We start from the raw sequence: 16,031 nt of genomic DNA, 5'->3' as shown, positions 1-16,031 counted from the left end.
GCATGACCATCCTGCACGAGGCCCCGTCGCGGTCCGCCGACGACGAGCGCGATTCGCGACGGTCACGCCGAACCCGCATCGAGTCCGAACGTGCGACACGATCGCGGGCCGCCCAGCGGGCGCTCGACCGTCGACACCGACGCTCCGCGGCGGGTCGTGCCACGCCGCCGCGTCGTACCGGCGGCGGACTGTCCATGACCGGGGTGTCCCTGCGAGAGCGACTGCAGCACACCCCGTTTGTCGTGCCGGTGATCGCGCTGCTCGTCCTCGGACTCGGTCTCAGCCTGTGGTTGTCGACCAAGGCGGCGCAGGACTCCTACAAGCTGGGAATCGAGCGGACGCAGAACCAGTCCCTCATCGATCAGCGCGACGCGCTCAAGCGCACGTACGAATCGGGCAACTCGGCGCCTGAATTGTCCGACAAGGCAGCACGTCTCGGCATGATCCCCGCCGACAACCCCGCTCGGATGATCGTCGACGACCCGCGACGCCCGAGCGTGGTGGGCAAGCCGGAGCCCGCGTCCGGGCGTCCGATGGGGAGCCTGAATCCCGATACCGCACCGGATCCCGCGGAATCGATCGACCCGAGCCAGGTCGACGACTCGATCGGGCTGGGCGGCGGACCGGGTTCCGCGGGACCCGAGGCGGGTGGGACGTCCACACCGCAATCCGCACCGTCGCAACCCACATCGTCGCAACCGGCATCCGGCGAACCGGCGGCCGCCGGACCGTCTCCGTCGCAGACCGCACCGCCGGGCGCGAATCCGCTCCCGTCCGGTGCGAGTCCGGCTCCCTCCGGGGCCGGTGCCGTGCCCCCGGCCGCGCCGTCGGCCCCGACTCCGGCGCCGAATGTGGTGCCCACCCCGTGAGTTCGCCCCGATCCGCGCTTTCGAAGTGCGCTGGATCTCCGGCGCCATCTCCAACCCGCCGGGGTCAAATCCGGGGTAACCACGTTGAAGCGGTGAACAATTGACGACCATGACACGTGCGACCTTCGAGCGGCTCGGCGCCGGCCCGTCGCGTCCGGGACGCCGGCCCGGGCGTGGACCCGGAGCGGGGTCGGGAGGATCGGATCGGAAGGGGCCCGGCGGGCGGAACGGCCGTGGGCCGCAGGGTTTCGTCTTCCGTGCGCGCGCGGCCGGCGTGGTGGTCCTGCTGGTCGTTCTCGCCGTCGCGGTCAAGATGATCGTCGTCCACACGGTGCAGGCGAGTTCGATCTCTGCCGAGGCCGCACAGCAGCGCGAGTACACGCAGGTCCTCACCGCCAAGCGCGGTGCGATCCTCGACCGCAACGGGCGCCCGCTGGCCTACACCGACGAAGCGCGGTCGTTGACGTTCCTGCCCAAGGCCGTTCGCAAGACGATCGAGGAAGAGCACCGCAAGAACCCCGCGCTTCCCGACGTCGAGACCAGGCTCGAGGAGATCGCGAAGGGGGTGTCGGTGGCCCTCGGTGGTTCGATCAGCGAGGAGGATCTCCTCGAGAAGGTCACCGGCGAGGACACTTTCGTGTACCTCGCGCGGTCCGTGAGCCCCGACGTCGCGTCCCGGATCACCGAGGACTTCCCGGAGGTCGGTGCCGACCCGCAGAGCATCCGCCTGTACCCGGGTGGGTCGCTGGCGGCGAACGTGGTCGGCGACGTGAACTACGACGGCAACGGACTCATCGGGCTCGAGGCGTCGCTGGACTCGATCCTGTCCGGGACCGACGGCTCGCGGACCTACGATCGGGGATCGGACGGGGCCGTCATCCCCGGCAGTATGCGCAACGTGCATCCGGCTCTCAACGGGGCGACGGTGCGCCTCACCCTCGACTCCGACATCCAGTGGTTCGTCCAGAGCCAGGTCATGAAGGCCAAGCAGGCATCGGGTGCGCAGGGCGCGTCGGCCGTGGTGCTCGATGCCAAGACCGGTGAGGTGCTGGCGATGGCGAACGACGGGACGTTCAACGCATCCATCCCGTTGTCCGAGCAGCCCGATGCCGAGCTGGGCAACCCCGCCGTCACCTCTCCGTTCGAGCCGGGTTCGGTCAACAAGCTCATCGCCGCCGCGGCCGCCGTCGAATACGGCATCACCCGGCCCGAGACGGTGCACCGCGTTCCGGGCAGCATCCGGATGGCAGGGGTGACGGTGCGCGACGCCTGGGAGCACGGGGTCGAGCCCTACACGACCACCGGCATCTTCGGTAAGTCGTCGAACGTCGGCACCCTGATGCTCGCGCAGCGGATCGGTGAGGAGCGCTTCGCCGACATGGTCAAGAAATTCGGTCTCGGTCAGCGAACCGGGGTCGGCCTGCCCGCGGAGAGCGCGGGAGAGGTTCCCGCCCTGAGTCAGTGGTCGGGTGGTTCGTTCGCCAACCTGCCCATCGGACAGGGCCTTTCGATGTCGCTGTTGCAGATGACCGCGATGTACCAGGCGATCGCCAACGACGGCCTGCGCATTCCGCCGCGCATCCTGGCGTCGGAGCAGCGGGACGGGTCGGCGCCCGACGACCGGGCGCGGCCCCAACCCGTCCGGGTGGTGAGCGAGTCCACCGCCCGCACCGTCCGGGACATGTTCCGGTCGGTGGTGCAGGACGACCCGACCGGTGAGCAACAGGGCACCGGGACCAAGGCGGCCGTCGACGGCTACCAGGTGAGCGGCAAGACCGGCACCGCGCAGCAGGTCGATCCATCCTGTGGGTGCTACTCGAACTCGCGGTACAACATCACGTTCGCGGGCATCGCCCCGGCCGACAACCCGCGCTACGTCGTCGGGATCATGCTCGACAACCCACGGCGCAGTTCCGACGGGTCGGGCGGTCAGTCGGCGGCCCCGCTGTTCTCCACCATCACGTCGTGGATGCTCCAGCGCGCCCAGGTGCCGCTGTCCGCGCCGACGCCGCGCCTGACCCTGACCGCGCGGTAGCGCCCGCGGCGTCGGTCGCCGATCAGCCGGGCACCCGGACAGGTTCGGCCACGGGCGCACCGTGTGCCGTGGCGTCGGGGCGGGTCGGTATCGTGAGTGCGATTCTGCGCCTCCCGACGAGGCACCGACGCACCTCGCGGCACAGCCCGGTCCGACGTCCTGACACCGACACCCGTACCGAGCAGTCCCGCACGACCAGCACAGTCCCGAGGAGCGAGCATGTCCGCTCGCCCGTGGGAAACGCCGAGAGAAGAACCGAGGAGGCGAGGAGCACCGATGGCGTCTCGTCGACCATCACCCGACCGGAGTGGCGGACCCATCCGTCCGCGTCATGTCACGCCGACGCCGGTGTCCGTGTTGTCCACCGCCACCGGGGCCCGACTCGACCTGGTCGGCGGCGCCGACGCCGAGACCCAGGTGACCGGGGTCGTCCTGCGGGCGCAGGACGTCCGGCCCGGTGACCTGTTCGCCGCACTGCCCGGGGCCAGCACGCACGGCGCGAAGTTCGCCGATCAGGCCGTGGCGGCCGGTGCGACGGCCATCCTCACCGACCCCGCCGGCCGGGCCGAACTGGCTCGCGTCCTGCCGCCGGAGACGGCCGTCGCGGTCCTCATCCATCCCGCTCCACGCACGGTTCTCGGCAATGTCAGCGCCCGCGTGTACGGCAATCCGTCCCAGCGACTCAAGCTGATCGGCATCACCGGCACGTCGGGCAAGACCACCACGTCCTATCTGGTCGAGGCCGCTCTACTGGCCGCCGGGCACTCGGTCGGGCTCATCGGCACCGTCGAGACCCGCGTGAACGGCGTCGCCCAACCGAGTTCGCTGACCACGCCGGAGGCGCCGACCCTGCAGGCCCTGCTCGCGGCGATGCTCGAGGACGGCGTCGACATCGTCGTCATGGAGGTGTCGAGTCACGCGCTGGCGCTCGGTCGTGTCGACGGTGCGCATTTCGCGATCGGCGCGTTCACCAACCTCTCGCAGGACCACCTCGACTTCCACCTCACGATGCGCGCCTACTTCGACGCGAAGGCCCAGTTGTTCGTCCCGTCCGCCCCGACGCACGCGGTCCGGGCGGTCGTGTGCGTCGACGACGAGTGGGGTCGGCGAATGGCCGAGCTCGCCCGGCGGCCGGGCGAGGCCGCCCATCTGCAACCGGTCCTGGTGTCCACCGGGCCGACGTCGGCCCACTGGCATGCGGGTGAGTCGTCGGTCGCCGCCGACGGCTCGTCACGCACCCCGTTCACCGAGCCGGACGGCGAGCACGAGCTCCTCATCCCGTTACCCGGCCGGTACAACGTGGCCAACGGGCTCCTGGCCGTCGCCGTGGCACACGCCGCCGGGGTGCCGGTGCCGACCGCGCTCGAGGCGGTCGCGTCGGTGAGCGTGCCGGGACGCCTACAGCGCATCGATCGTGGACAGCCGTTCCTGGCCCTCGTCGACTACGCGCACAAGCCGGGCGCGATCGAGGCGGTGCTGGCGACACTGCGCGGGCAGACGACCGGACGGGTGGCCATCGTCGTCGGTGCCGGCGGCGATCGCGACACCGGGAAGCGACCGCTGATGGGGGAGGCGGCCGCGCGTGGTGCCGAACTCGTGGTCGTGACCGACGACAACCCGCGTACCGAGGACCCGGGTGCGATCCGGGCCGAGGTGCTCGCCGGTGCACAGGCCGTGCCCGGAACCGAGCGCCCCCGCGGCGCGGAACCGATCCGGGAGATCGGCGATCGCGCCGCCGCGATCGAGGCGGCCGTCGCCTGGGCACGACCCGGCGACATCGTGCTGGTCGCCGGCAAGGGACACGAGGCAGGACAGGAGATCGACGGCGTGAAGCATCCGTTCGACGATCGGGAGGTCGTCGCCCGTGCGCTCGAGTCCCGCGCAGCCGAGGCTCCGGGTGCGGTCACGGAGAGCGAACGATGACCACCGGAGCGGTCACGGTCATCCGCGGCGATGCGCCGGTGTCGGTCGACGACGCCCGCCGGCTGATCCGGCGCCTCGCCGAGTCTGCCGGCGCCGGCCGCACCTGGGCGGTCATCGCCGAGCTGGCCTCGCCGGCCGGCCTGACCGAGAACCAGCGCGTCGTCGAACACGATCTGCTGGGTCGCCTGGCGGTCCGGCTGGCTGTCGACAAGACTCTCTGCGTGGGGGATTCACGATCGGTGCACGCGCTGCACCAGGGCGCGGTCATGGAGGGTTCGTGGGGTGACGAGGCGCGCATCGTCGAGTCCGTCGACGCCGCCGCCCGACTCGCCGACACCGAACCGGACTGGCGGCCCGCCGCCGGCGACGTCATCCTGCTGGCCGCGGCCGGCGCCGATCTCGACTCGGTGATCACCGCGTGGTCCGAGCGGGGCGGATGGCGGGTCGTCGACGCGACGGCCGCCGACGAGGCGGCACCGTGAGCGCTCGCGCGGGCGTGAGTGGGCCGACGATGCCGCTCCGCCGCGGGGTGTCAGGCAGGTTCGGGAAGATCGCGGCCGGGAACAGACCGGTCGCGTACGGAGAGGATGCGGGGGCAACGCGGTGACACAGATACTCCTCGCGGGGGCGATCGCGATCGCGGTGTCGATCCTGCTGACGCCGGTCCTCATCAAGGTGTTCTCCCGGCAGGGCTTCGGGCAGGAGATCCGGGTCGAGGGCCCGCAGAGCCACCAGACCAAGCGCGGGACCCCGTCGATGGGCGGCGTCGCGATCCTGGCCGCCCTCTGGGCCGGCTATTTCGGCGCCCACCTCGTCGGGGTCTTCACCGACGCCGGGAACGGGCCGACCGCCTCCGGACTGCTCGTCCTGGGGCTGGCGACCGCGTTGGGCGTCGTCGGGTTCCTCGACGACATCATCAAGATCCGCAAGCATCGCAATCTCGGTCTGAACAAGACCGCGAAGTCGATCGGGCAGTTCATCGCCGCCATCCTCTTCGGCATCCTGGTGCTGCAGTTCCGCAACGACTACGGCTACACGCCGGCGAGCACGAACCTGTCCTACGTCCGCGACATCGATGCGATCACGCTCGGGTCGGTCGTGTTCGTGGTGTTCTGCTGGCTGGTGGTCGCGGCCTGGTCGAACGCGGTGAACTTCACCGACGGGCTCGACGGCCTGGCCGCCGGCTCCATGGCGATGGTCCTGGGCTCCTACGTCCTGGTCACCTTCTTCCAGTTCGTCAACGCCTGTGCGGGCGGCGCGAAACCGCCGAGCGAGATCCCCACCGGCTGCTACCAGGTCCGTGACCCCCTCGATCTCGCGCTCATCGCCGTGGCCGGCGGTGGAGCGTGCCTCGGCTTCCTCTGGTGGAATGCGGCGCCCGCCAAGATCTTCATGGGCGACACCGGCTCGCTCGCCCTCGGCGGCATGCTCGCCGGTCTGTCGATCACCACGCGAACGGAGTTGCTCGCGGTCGTGATCGGCGCGCTGTTCGTCGCCGAGATCATGTCGGTGGTGATCCAGATCGCCTTCTTCCGGACCACCGGTCGTCGCGTGTTCCGGATGGCGCCGTTCCATCACCACTTCGAACTCGGTGGCTGGGCGGAGACCACGGTGATCATCAGATTCTGGTTGCTCACCGCCATCGCCTGTGCGCTCGGCCTGTCGCTGTTCTACGGCGAGTTCCTGACCACCAATGGCTGATCAGCCGGAAGCGAGTCCGACCCCCGGGGGGCCCGACCCGCGCGCCCTGGCCGGCCGGACCGTCGTGGTCGGCGGGGCCGGGACCGCGGGGTTGTCCGCCACCCGGTTCCTGGTGACGCTCGGCGCGCATGTCCTGCTCGCCGACGACCGGTTCGCCGGTGCTGACGCGCCGCCCGTCGACCGGAACGCCGCGGCCGCGGCGGTCGCCGGGGTCACCGAACTGATGTCGCAGGGCGTCGAACCGGTCGCCGTCGCGGATCTGCTCACCGGTCCCGGGCGACTGGCGACGGCCAAGGTCGTGATCGTGTCACCCGGCTTCGCGCCCACCCACCACCTGGTGGCGGCCGCGGCCGCCGCCGGCGTACCGGTCTGGGGCGAGGTCGAACTGGCCTGGCGCGTGGACGTCGCGGGACTGCTGGGCGAACCACGCACCTGGCTTGTCGTGACCGGCACCAACGGCAAGACGACGACCACGTCGATGCTCGCCGGGATCGTCGAGGCGTCGGGCCGCAGGGGTGCGGCCTGTGGCAACATCGGGCTCCCGGTGCTCGACGCGATGCAGGCCGAGCCCAGGGTGGACGTGCTGTGCGCCGAACTGTCGTCATTTCAGCTGCATTGGGCGCCGTCGGTCCGTCCGCATGCGGGAGTCGTGCTCAACGTGGCCGAGGATCACCTCGACTGGCACGGGACCTTCGAGGCGTACGCACTTGCCAAGGCGGGAGCGCTGCGCGGTGCGGTGAGTGTCGTCGGACTCGACGACCCGGTCGCGTCCGGCCTGCCCGCCGCGGGCCGCCGCATCGGTTTCACGCTGCGCGAGCCGCAGCCCGGACAACTCGGCGTCGCGGACGGTGTGCTGATCGACCGCGCCTTCGACGCGGGCCGGTTGTATGACGCCGACGAGGTGCGCCCGGCCGGACCGTCGGGTGTCGCCGATGCGCTGGCCGCGTCGGCTCTCGCGCTCGCGGCCGGCATCGGGCCGGAGGCGATACGGGCGGGGCTGGCGTCCTTCCGGCCGGCCGGTCATCGCGGCGAAGTCGTCGCCTCGCGGGACGGGATCGACTTCGTCGACGACTCGAAAGCCACCAACCCCCACGCCGCCCAGGCGGCGGTCGCCGCCTTCGATCGGGTCGTCCTGATCGCGGGCGGTCTGCTCAAGGGTGCGTCGATGGATGAGATGCTCACCGCGGTGGGCAGTCGGCTGGCCGGGGTGGTCGCGATCGGCCGCGACCGGGACCTGGTGATCGAGGCGATCGCGCGACACGCCCCAGAAGTCCCAACAGTCACAGTATTCACAGGGGACGATGGCACGGTGAACGCGCATCGTCCGGGACAGGCCGGTCCCCAAGCCTCAGCAGTTGATCTCCCGGGGACGGGCTCCTCGACATCGGTGGCGGTCATGGACCGGGCCGTCGAGGAGGCGTGGGTGCTCGCGGAGGCGAGCCCGTCCGCGCCCGACGCCGTGCTGCTCGCACCCGCGGCGGCCTCGCTGGACATGTTCGCCGGATACGGCGCGCGCGGTGACGCTTTCGCCGCCGCCGCGCGTCGGATCGCCGGCTTGCCCGACACCGGACGCTGAGTCGGATGAGCAGCCGCAACCCGGCCGCGGACAACGACCCCGTCGACGATGCCGACGACCGCAGCGGTCTCGACGGCGTCGGAGATGATGGTGTCGCTGCCGACAACGGGAGCGCTGATGTCGAGACCGGCGGGGACACCGGTGGCCGGACGCGCACGAGAGACGAACGGCCGGGCGTGAAGCGCGGCACCGGCGCCAGGTCGGCACGGGACGACGCCTCGGGCCGCTCCGCGGGTGCGGCAGCAGCGACTGCCGCGTCGATCCCCGCGATCGTGCTCGACGCCATCCGCAACCTGTTGGCGCGTCCGCTGGCGTCCTATCAGCTGATCCTCACGATGTCGTTCCTGCTCACCACATTCGGCCTGGTGATGGTCCTCTCGGCGTCGTCGGTCGAGGGGTATTCCAAAGAGGGATCGGCGTACGGGCTGTTCGCCACGCAGGTGATCTTCGCCCTGCTCGGCCTGGTGGTCTTCTACTTCATGCTGCGGATTCCGGTGCGGTTGCTTCGACGGTTCGCCGCTCCGGCGATGTTCGTCGCGGTGGTGCTGCTGGCGCTGGTCCTCATCCCCGGCGTGGGCACGCTCAGTCAGGGCGCGCGCCGCTGGTTCGTCATCTACGGCCTGTCGGTGCAGCCGTCGGAGCTGGTGAAGGTCGCGTTGTGCATTTGGGGTGCGCACCTGCTGGCCTCGCGCCGACGGGACAACGCCTTGCTGCGCGAGCTGCTGGTCCCGCTCGTCCCGGTGGCCATGCTCGTGTGCCTGCTCATCATCCTCGAGCCGAACCTGTCGACGACGATCACCATCGCGATCATCGTCGGTGCGCTGTTGTGGTTCGCGGGACTGCCGGTCAAGGTCTTCGTCTCGTTCGCGGTGTCCGGCATCGCGCTCGCCGTGATCCTCGCCCTGGCCGAGGGCTACCGCTCGCAGCGCGTGATGAGCTTCCTCGGCAACGTCGATGACCCGCAGGGCGCCGGCTATCAGGCGCGCCAGGCGACCTACGCGCTCGCCAACGGCGGGGTCTTCGGCGTGGGCCTCGGCCAGTCGAGTGCCAAGTGGAACTATCTGCCGAACGCGCACAACGACTTCATCTTCGCGATCATCGGCGAGGAGCTCGGGCTGCTCGGCGGGCTCATGGTGGTGTTCCTGTTCGTCGTCCTCGCCTACATCGGCTTCCGGATCGCATCCCGGTCGACCGATCCCTTCCTGCGCCTGATGTCGGCGACCATCACGGTGCTGATCACCGCGCAGGCGTTCATCAACATCGGCTACGTCATCGGATTGCTGCCGGTGACCGGGATCCAGCTGCCGCTGATCTCGGCCGGCGGCACGTCGACGCTCACCGTCCTCGCGATGCTCGGTCTGCTCGCCAACGCCGCGAGGCACGAACCCGAGGCGGTCGCCACGCTCACCGGCGGGTCGCCGAGCCGCGTCGCACGGTGGCTGCGCCTGCCGACGCCGGTGGCCTACCGGCAGACACGGGCGGAGTCGCTGCGCGATCGACTGGACCAGCGCCGCACGGCCGGTCCGCGTCCGACGGCCGGTGCGGGTCGCGGCGGCCGAGGACCGCAGTCGCGTCGCCGTCCGCCGAGCGGGCCCGCGCCGTCGGCCGATGCCGGACGTGGCCGTCGACGCTTCCCGTTGCCCTGGCGGCGTGCCGCCGAGACGTCGCAGCGGCGTGCCGCCCCGTCGTCGCAGTCCGCGCGGGACGATCGGCGGCAGGGCCGGTCGTCGACGCGATCCGGTGCCGGCGACACCCGAGGGGCCCGGTCGGCGGCCTCCGGCCGGGCGGGTGTCCCGCGCGGGCGGGTCCGGCCGGGGACTTCTTCGCGGAGCGGCGTCGACTACGGTGTCGGGTATCGGGGGAGCGGGTCGTATGTACGCGGCGCCGGGAGCGGAGCGAGCGGGCCGTATGTACGCGGCGCCGGGAGCGGAGCGAGCGGGCCGTATGTACGCGGCGCCGGGAGCGGAGCGAGCGGGCCGAATGTACGCGGCGCCGGCCGTCGGTGACCGGCGGTGGGAGCGGCTGAGGTGCGGGCCCACGACGGGAGATCTCCCGGCCGGGAGCCCGCGAATGAGATCGAAAGCTGAAATGGAGTGACGACGCCGGTGAGTTCGGGTGCGGTACAAGCTGATACGACCGGACGGCCGAGCGGCCGGCCGTTGTCGGTGGTCGTCGCAGGCGGCGGCACGGCCGGTCACATCGAACCCGCCCTCGCCGTCGCCGACGCGGTCAGCCGCATCGATCCGACGGCCCGTATCACGGCGCTGGGTACGAGTCGGGGCCTCGAAGTCGATCTCGTCCCGGAACGCGGATACGACCTGCAGCTGATCCCGCCGGTGCCGTTGCCGCGCAAACCCGGCCTCGACCTGGCGCGCACCCCCGGTCGTCTGCTGGGTTCGGTGGCCGCCACCCGCAAGGTTCTCGACGAGGTGGACGCCGACGTGGTCATCGGTTTCGGTGGTTACGTCTCGGTGCCGGCGTACCTCGCGGCGCAGATGCACCTGCGCCGACGCAATCGGATCCCGATCGTCATCCATGAGGCCAATGCCTCGGCCGGCATCGCCAACAAGGTCGGTGCCCGCTTCGCCGATCGGGTCCTGGCGGCGGTCGACGGTTCCGGGCTCGATGCGACGGTCGTCGGAATCCCGGTGCGCGGTGTCCTCGCCGAACTGGACCGGCCCGCCCTGCGGGCGAAGGCGCGCCACTACTTCGGACTCGACGACGACGCTCCGACGCTGCTCGTCTTCGGCGGCTCGCAGGGCGCGCAACGACTCAACGACGCCGTGTCGGGCGCGGCGAAGACATTGGGTGAGGCCGGCATCGGCGTGCTGCACGCATACGGTCCCAAGAACTCGATCGACCCCGCCGTCGTCGATGACGCGCCGCCCTACCGCGCCGTCGGGTATCTCAAACGGATGGATCTCGCGTACGCCGCCGCGGATCTCGTGATGTGCCGGTCCGGCGCGATGACCGTCGCCGAGGTGTCGGCGACCGGGTTGCCCGCGATCTATGTCCCGCTGCCGCACGGGAACGGCGAACAACGACTGAATGCGCTCCCGGTCGTGGAGGCGGGCGGGGGACTGCTCGTCGACGATGCGACGGTGGACGCGGAGTGGGTTGCCCGCGAAGTGCCTGCGCTGCTGACGGATTCGGCTCGGCTGCACGAGATGTCGATCGCTGCCGCGGGCACCGGGCATCGGGACGCCGCGGCGGCGGTGGCCACCGCCGCCATCGAACTCGCGCAGGATTTCCGGGCTGGACGTCGTCGCGGTGGGAGGTCGGCCCGTGAACGATGACGCCGTGAGCGAAGCGACGGAGAGGGACGAGGCGGCGTCGGCTCCGGGGTCGCTGCCCGATGAACTGAGCCGCGTCCACATGGTCGGCATCGGCGGCGCCGGGATGTCGGGGCTGGCCCGGATTCTGCTGGCCCGCGGGGGACAGGTGTCGGGGTCGGATGCCAAGAACAGTCGCGGCATCCTCGAACTCCGGACCCGCGGCGCCCGGGTGCAGGTCGGGCACGATCCGTCGGCGCTCGACCAGATCCCCGGTGGCCCGTCTGTCGTGGTGACCACTCACGCCGCGATCCCGAAGACCAATCCCGAACTCGTGGCGGCACGGTCGCGCGGCATCCCGATTCTCCTGCGACCGCGCGTCCTGGCCCAGCTGATGGCGGGTCAGCGCAGCCTGCTGATCGCCGGCACCCACGGCAAGACCTCCACGACCTCGATGGCGGTCGTCGCGCTGCAGCATGCCGGGACCGACCCGTCGTTCGCGATCGGCGGCGAGCTGAACGAGTCGGGGACCAACGCCCACCACGGTGGAGACCCGATCTTCGTCGCCGAGGCCGACGAGAGCGACGGCTCCCTGCTGGAGTACACACCCGACGTCGTCGTCGTCACCAACATCGACGCCGACCACCTCGACTTCTTCGGTTCCATCGAGGCATATGTCGAGGTGTTCGACCGGTTCGTCGCGCGCATAGCGGGCGGCGGGTCGCTCGTCGTGTGCCTCGACGACCCGGGCTCGGCCGCCCTGGCCGGCCGCGTCGCCGAGTCGCTCACCGCGCGCGGGGTGGAGGTCCTCGGTTATGGACGGGGGACCCACGCCGCGCTGGCGCCGACCGTCCGCAACGTCGCGACCATGACGTCCTGGCAGCCGCGCGGAGGCGGCGGAGCCGCCACGGTCCGGTTCACCTCGCCGCTCTGCCCGGATGTCGAGGATCGACCGATCGTCCTCCCGCTCCCGGGCGAGCACATGGCGCTCAACGCGATCGCCGCGGTGATCGGTGCCGCCCGGGTGGGTGCGCAGCTCGGCGTCGCAACATCCGACGCATCGACCGGGGCCGGGCGGCTCGATGGCATCGTGGCCGGGATCGGCGCGTTCGGCGGTGTCCACCGCCGCTTCGAGTTCCGCGGCCGGCGCGGCGGCGTCGAGGTCATCGACGACTACGCCCATCATCCGACCGAGGTGCGGGCCGTGCTCTCGGCGGCGCAGGACATGGTGTCCGCCCGCGGCGGGCCGAGCGGTTCGCGCGGGCGCGTGATCGCGGTGTTCCAGCCGCACCTCTACTCGCGGACCGTCGAGTTCGCCGACGAGTTCGCCGCTGCTCTCGACCTCGCCGACGCAGTCGTCGTCGCCGATGTGTACGGGGCCCGTGAGGCCCCGATCCCGGGAGTCAGCGGGCGCACGATCTCGGACAAGCTGACCGTGCCGGGGATTTTCGCCCCGGACCTGTCGCGGCTGGCCGCGCAGGTCGCGCGACTGGCGCGGTCCGGGGATGTCGTGCTGACCCTGGGGGCGGGCGACATCACCATGCAGGGTCCGGAGATCCTCGACGCCCTGGCCTCGGCCTCGACGACCGCCGACACCGCCACCGTGACCGGTTCGGGCGCGACTCCGACCGACGGCCCGGCGGACTCCGACGGCCGGACGGGGCGGGTGTCGTGATCCGCTGGCCGCAGCGCCGCCGGTCGCGCGTGGTCCTCGGCACGCTCATGGTGGTCGCGGCCGGCGTCGGATTGGTGCTCATCGCCTACCTCACGCCGCTGATGTCGGTGCGCGGCACCGACGTCCGCGACAACGGGTCGATTCCGGCCGACGAGATCCTGCGGGTCGCGGCAGTGCCGTCGGGCACCCCGCTGCTGCAGGTCGACACCCGGGCGGTCGCGCAGCGCGTCGCCACCATCCCGTCCGTCGAATCGGCGCGCGTGCAGCGGAGTTACCCCTCGTCGCTGACCATCACCGTCGTCGAGCGGGTCCCGGTCGTGATCGTGAACAACGGCGACGACGTCCACGTGCTCGACAAGTCCGGGGTGGCGTTCCTCGACTACGACCGCACGCAGGGCGTCCCGCCCGAGGTGCTCAAGCTCCCGGTTCTCGACACCCCGAACCCGGGGCCGGCGGACCCGACCACCAGGGAGACCATCGCGGCGGTGGCGGGCTTGCCCGAATCGCTGGCGCGGCAGGTCATCCGGGTGACCGCGACCTCGCCGGTCGACATCGAGTTCACGCTGTCGGAGAAGCGCACCGTGGTGTGGGGGGACAGCGACCGCGGCGCCGAGAAGGCCCGCACACTGACGCATCTGCTCACCCGCGAGGCGCGGATGTACAACGTGTCGAGTCCCGAGTTCCCGGCCTATCGCTGACCGCACGCGGATCCGGCCGACCCCGAATTCTCCGGTCGGGGTGGCGCGGACCCGCGTGACGGAACCGGACGACCCCCGTGGGGCGGCGAAAAGCTGAGGGTTCCGGCGGATTTCGCCACGACTTCCCGACACGCCGAGCGCGGATCTGGATACCGGGGCCCGCGATGCCTAGCGTCATCACCACAACGAGTTACTTGACATAACTCTAAATCTATGGTTCAGGTTTAGGGTTTGTCGCGAGCGGGACGTGGACCGGCCGGTTCACACAGGACATATCGAGACCAGAACTCGAACAACGAGATCGACCACACAAGGAAGGCGAGCGCATGACGCCACCGCACAACTACCTGGCCGTCATCAAGGTCGTCGGCATCGGCGGTGGCGGCGTGAATGCCGTCAACCGCATGATCGAACAGGGACTCAAGGGAGTCGAGTTCATCGCGATCAACACCGACGCCCAGGCGTTGTTGATGAGCGACGCCGACGTCAAGCTCGATGTCGGGCGCGACTCGACACGGGGTCTCGGCGCCGGTGCCGATCCCGAGGTCGGTCGCCGCGCCGCCGAGGACGCGCGCGACGAGATCGAGGAACTGCTCAAGGGCGCCGACATGGTCTTCGTGACCGCGGGCGAGGGCGGCGGGACCGGAACGGGTGGTGCACCCGTGGTCGCGTCGATCGCGCGTAAGCTCGGTGCGCTCACCGTCGGCGTGGTCACCCGGCCGTTCGCCTTCGAGGGCAAGCGGCGCGGCGGACAGGCCGAGGCGGGCATCACCGCGCTGCGCGAGTCCTGCGACACCCTGATCGTGATCCCCAACGACCGTCTGCTTCAGCTCGGCGACGCGCAGGTCAGCCTGATGGACGCGTTCCGCAGTGCCGACGAGGTGCTCCTCAACGGCGTGCAGGGCATCACCGACCTCATCACCACGCCGGGCCTGATCAACGTCGACTTCGCCGACGTCAAGGGCGTCATGAGCGATGCCGGCAGCGCGCTGATGGGCATCGGTTCGGCCCGCGGCGAGGAGCGTGCGCGCAAGGCCGCCGAGTCCGCGATCAACTCGCCACTGCTCGAGGCCTCGATGGAAGGCGCCCGCGGTGTGCTGATCTCGATCGCCGGTGGCAGCGACCTGGGTCTGTTCGAGATCCACAACGCCGCGACCCAGGTGCAGGAGGCCGCGCACGAGGACGCCAACATCATCTTCGGCACGGTGATCGACGACAACCTCGGTGACGAGGTCCGGGTCACGGTCATCGCCGCCGGCTTCGACGGTGGCTCACCCAAGAAGCGGACCGACGTCCCGGCCGCCGCGGGGCGTTCCGCGGTCGGTCAGGGCCAGGCCGGCGCCGTGGCCTCGCCGCCGAAGAACGATCCGCTCTTCGGGGACATGCCGAAGGGTGCGGGCGATCCGTTCGAGCAGGAGCCGGAGCCGCCCCGCCGCAACACCGTTCGGCTCGACGACGACGATGTCGACGTGCCGTCGTTCATGAAGCGCTGAGCCCGCGCATGCGGGTGCGTCGTGTCATCACCACCCGTGCCGGCGGGGTCTCGGTGTCACCGTACGATTCGTTCAATCTCGGTGATCACGTCGGAGACGATCCGGAAGCCGTGGCGGCGAACAGGATTCGGCTGGCCGAGCAGATCGGGGTGGCGGCCGGGTCGGTGGTCTGGATGGAACAGATCCACAGTCGCAACGTCACCGTGGTCGACGGACCGGTTCCCGAGCCGGTGCCCGCCACCGACGCGCTGGTCACGACCACGCCCGGTCTCGCCCTCGCCGTGCTGTCCGCCGACTGCGTCCCGGTACTCCTCAGCGACGACGACGCCGGTGTGATCGCGGGGGTCCATGCGGGCCGCGTCGGCGCCCGGATCGGCATCGTGCCCGCCACCCTGCGCGCAATGGTCGAACTCGGCGCCCGGATCGGGTCCATCGGCGCCTTCCTCGGTCCTGCCGCGAGCGGAGACCACTATGAGGTGCCCGCCGACATGCAGGCCGACGTAGAGAAGCATCTGCCGGGCAGCGCCGTGCGTACCAAGAAGGGCACGGCAGGTCTCGACCTGCGTGCCGGCTTGCGGCGGCAGTTGCTCGAGGCCGGCGTCGCCGGAGTCGCGGTCGACCCGCGGGACACCATCGCCGACCCGAGCCTGTTCAGCCATCGCCGGGGCGCACCCACGGGTCGCCTGGCCTCGGTCATCTGGATGGATCCCGATGACGGTGCACACGGCGACGATGCACACGGCGACGATGCACCCGGTGAGCGGCGCCCGCTCGGGGAGTGACCCGGTG

The 16,031-nt window shown here is 70.9% G+C and carries 12 protein-coding genes; all 12 read left to right on the top strand.

Annotated elements, in window-relative coordinates:
* The first annotated feature begins 2 nt into the window (after positions 1 to 2).
* The 12 genes from M4D77_RS05335 to pgeF all read left to right on the top strand — a co-directional run bounded on the left by M4D77_RS05335 (position 3) and on the right by pgeF (position 16,024).
* Positions 3 to 869, top strand: coding sequence for a hypothetical protein (locus M4D77_RS05335; RefSeq protein ID WP_259935695.1), 867 nt, complete (start codon positions 3 to 5; stop codon positions 867 to 869).
* 109 nt (positions 870 to 978) lie between these two features.
* Positions 979 to 2,904 carry a penicillin-binding protein 2 gene (locus M4D77_RS05330; RefSeq protein WP_065632294.1) on the top strand — a complete coding sequence of 642 codons (1,926 nt, stop codon included), beginning with the start codon at positions 979 to 981 and terminating at the stop codon, positions 2,902 to 2,904.
* A 276-nt stretch (positions 2,905 to 3,180) separates the two neighbouring features.
* The gene (locus M4D77_RS05325) at positions 3,181 to 4,827 is read left to right on the top strand and encodes a UDP-N-acetylmuramoyl-L-alanyl-D-glutamate--2,6-diaminopimelate ligase (protein ID WP_259935694.1); all 1,647 of its coding nucleotides are present in this window, start codon (positions 3,181 to 3,183) and stop codon (positions 4,825 to 4,827) included.
* Positions 4,824 to 5,309, top strand: a complete 486-nt coding sequence (locus M4D77_RS05320; protein WP_065632296.1) for a UDP-N-acetylmuramoyl-tripeptide--D-alanyl-D-alanine ligase — start codon at positions 4,824 to 4,826, stop codon at positions 5,307 to 5,309. Before M4D77_RS05325 ends, M4D77_RS05320 begins: the two co-directional genes overlap by 4 nt.
* A 121-nt stretch (positions 5,310 to 5,430) precedes the next feature.
* Positions 5,431 to 6,528, top strand: coding sequence for a phospho-N-acetylmuramoyl-pentapeptide-transferase (gene mraY, locus M4D77_RS05315; protein WP_058251712.1), 1,098 nt, complete (start codon positions 5,431 to 5,433; stop codon positions 6,526 to 6,528).
* The gene (gene murD / locus M4D77_RS05310) at positions 6,521 to 8,104 is read left to right on the top strand and encodes a UDP-N-acetylmuramoyl-L-alanine--D-glutamate ligase (protein ID WP_259935693.1); all 1,584 of its coding nucleotides are present in this window, start codon (positions 6,521 to 6,523) and stop codon (positions 8,102 to 8,104) included. The genes mraY and murD overlap by 8 nt, the downstream gene beginning before the upstream one ends.
* A gap of 5 nt (positions 8,105 to 8,109) precedes the next feature.
* Entirely contained in the window at positions 8,110 to 10,110 is a 2,001-nt protein-coding gene (gene ftsW, locus M4D77_RS05305; protein ID WP_259935692.1) for a putative lipid II flippase FtsW, read from the top strand.
* 99 nt (positions 10,111 to 10,209) lie between these two features.
* The gene (murG, locus tag M4D77_RS05300) at positions 10,210 to 11,400 is read left to right on the top strand and encodes an undecaprenyldiphospho-muramoylpentapeptide beta-N-acetylglucosaminyltransferase (RefSeq protein ID WP_259935691.1); all 1,191 of its coding nucleotides are present in this window, start codon (positions 10,210 to 10,212) and stop codon (positions 11,398 to 11,400) included.
* A 79-nt stretch (positions 11,401 to 11,479) separates the two neighbouring features.
* On the top strand, positions 11,480 to 13,051 hold the full coding sequence (gene murC / locus M4D77_RS05295; protein ID WP_226514255.1) for a UDP-N-acetylmuramate--L-alanine ligase: 1,572 nt from the start codon (positions 11,480 to 11,482) through the stop codon (positions 13,049 to 13,051).
* Positions 13,048 to 13,749, top strand: coding sequence for a cell division protein FtsQ/DivIB (locus M4D77_RS05290; protein ID WP_065632300.1), 702 nt, complete (start codon positions 13,048 to 13,050; stop codon positions 13,747 to 13,749). Before murC ends, M4D77_RS05290 begins: the two co-directional genes overlap by 4 nt.
* A gap of 326 nt (positions 13,750 to 14,075) precedes the next feature.
* Complete coding sequence (gene ftsZ / locus M4D77_RS05285) at positions 14,076 to 15,242, top strand: cell division protein FtsZ (protein ID WP_058251716.1); 1,167 nt, start codon at positions 14,076 to 14,078, stop codon at positions 15,240 to 15,242.
* Positions 15,243 to 15,250: 8 nt separating this feature from the next.
* Positions 15,251 to 16,024 carry a peptidoglycan editing factor PgeF gene (pgeF, locus tag M4D77_RS05280; protein ID WP_259935690.1) on the top strand — a complete coding sequence of 258 codons (774 nt, stop codon included), beginning with the start codon at positions 15,251 to 15,253 and terminating at the stop codon, positions 16,022 to 16,024.
* The last annotated feature ends 7 nt before the right edge of the window (positions 16,025 to 16,031 follow it).

This window comes from Gordonia sp. p3-SID1431, assembly GCF_025143765.1.
Classification (GTDB): Bacteria; Actinomycetota; Actinomycetes; order Mycobacteriales; family Mycobacteriaceae; genus Gordonia; species Gordonia hongkongensis.
The sequence above is the reverse complement of the archived record's forward strand: the minus strand, read 5'-3'. Positions and strand labels throughout refer to the sequence as shown.

Coding starts and splice junctions, on each gene's coding strand:
- M4D77_RS05335 (WP_259935695.1), top strand. CDS start 3: ATGACCATCCTGCACGAGGCCCCGTCGCGGTCCGCCGACGACGAGCGC.
- M4D77_RS05330 (WP_065632294.1), top strand. CDS start 979: ATGACACGTGCGACCTTCGAGCGGCTCGGCGCCGGCCCGTCGCGTCCG.
- M4D77_RS05325 (WP_259935694.1), top strand. CDS start 3,181: ATGGCGTCTCGTCGACCATCACCCGACCGGAGTGGCGGACCCATCCGT.
- M4D77_RS05320 (WP_065632296.1), top strand. CDS start 4,824: ATGACCACCGGAGCGGTCACGGTCATCCGCGGCGATGCGCCGGTGTCG.
- murD (WP_259935693.1), top strand. CDS start 6,521: ATGGCTGATCAGCCGGAAGCGAGTCCGACCCCCGGGGGGCCCGACCCG.
- ftsW (WP_259935692.1), top strand. CDS start 8,110: ATGAGCAGCCGCAACCCGGCCGCGGACAACGACCCCGTCGACGATGCC.
- murC (WP_226514255.1), top strand. CDS start 11,480: ATGGTCGGCATCGGCGGCGCCGGGATGTCGGGGCTGGCCCGGATTCTG.
- ftsZ (WP_058251716.1), top strand. CDS start 14,076: ATGACGCCACCGCACAACTACCTGGCCGTCATCAAGGTCGTCGGCATC.
- pgeF (WP_259935690.1), top strand. CDS start 15,251: ATGCGGGTGCGTCGTGTCATCACCACCCGTGCCGGCGGGGTCTCGGTG.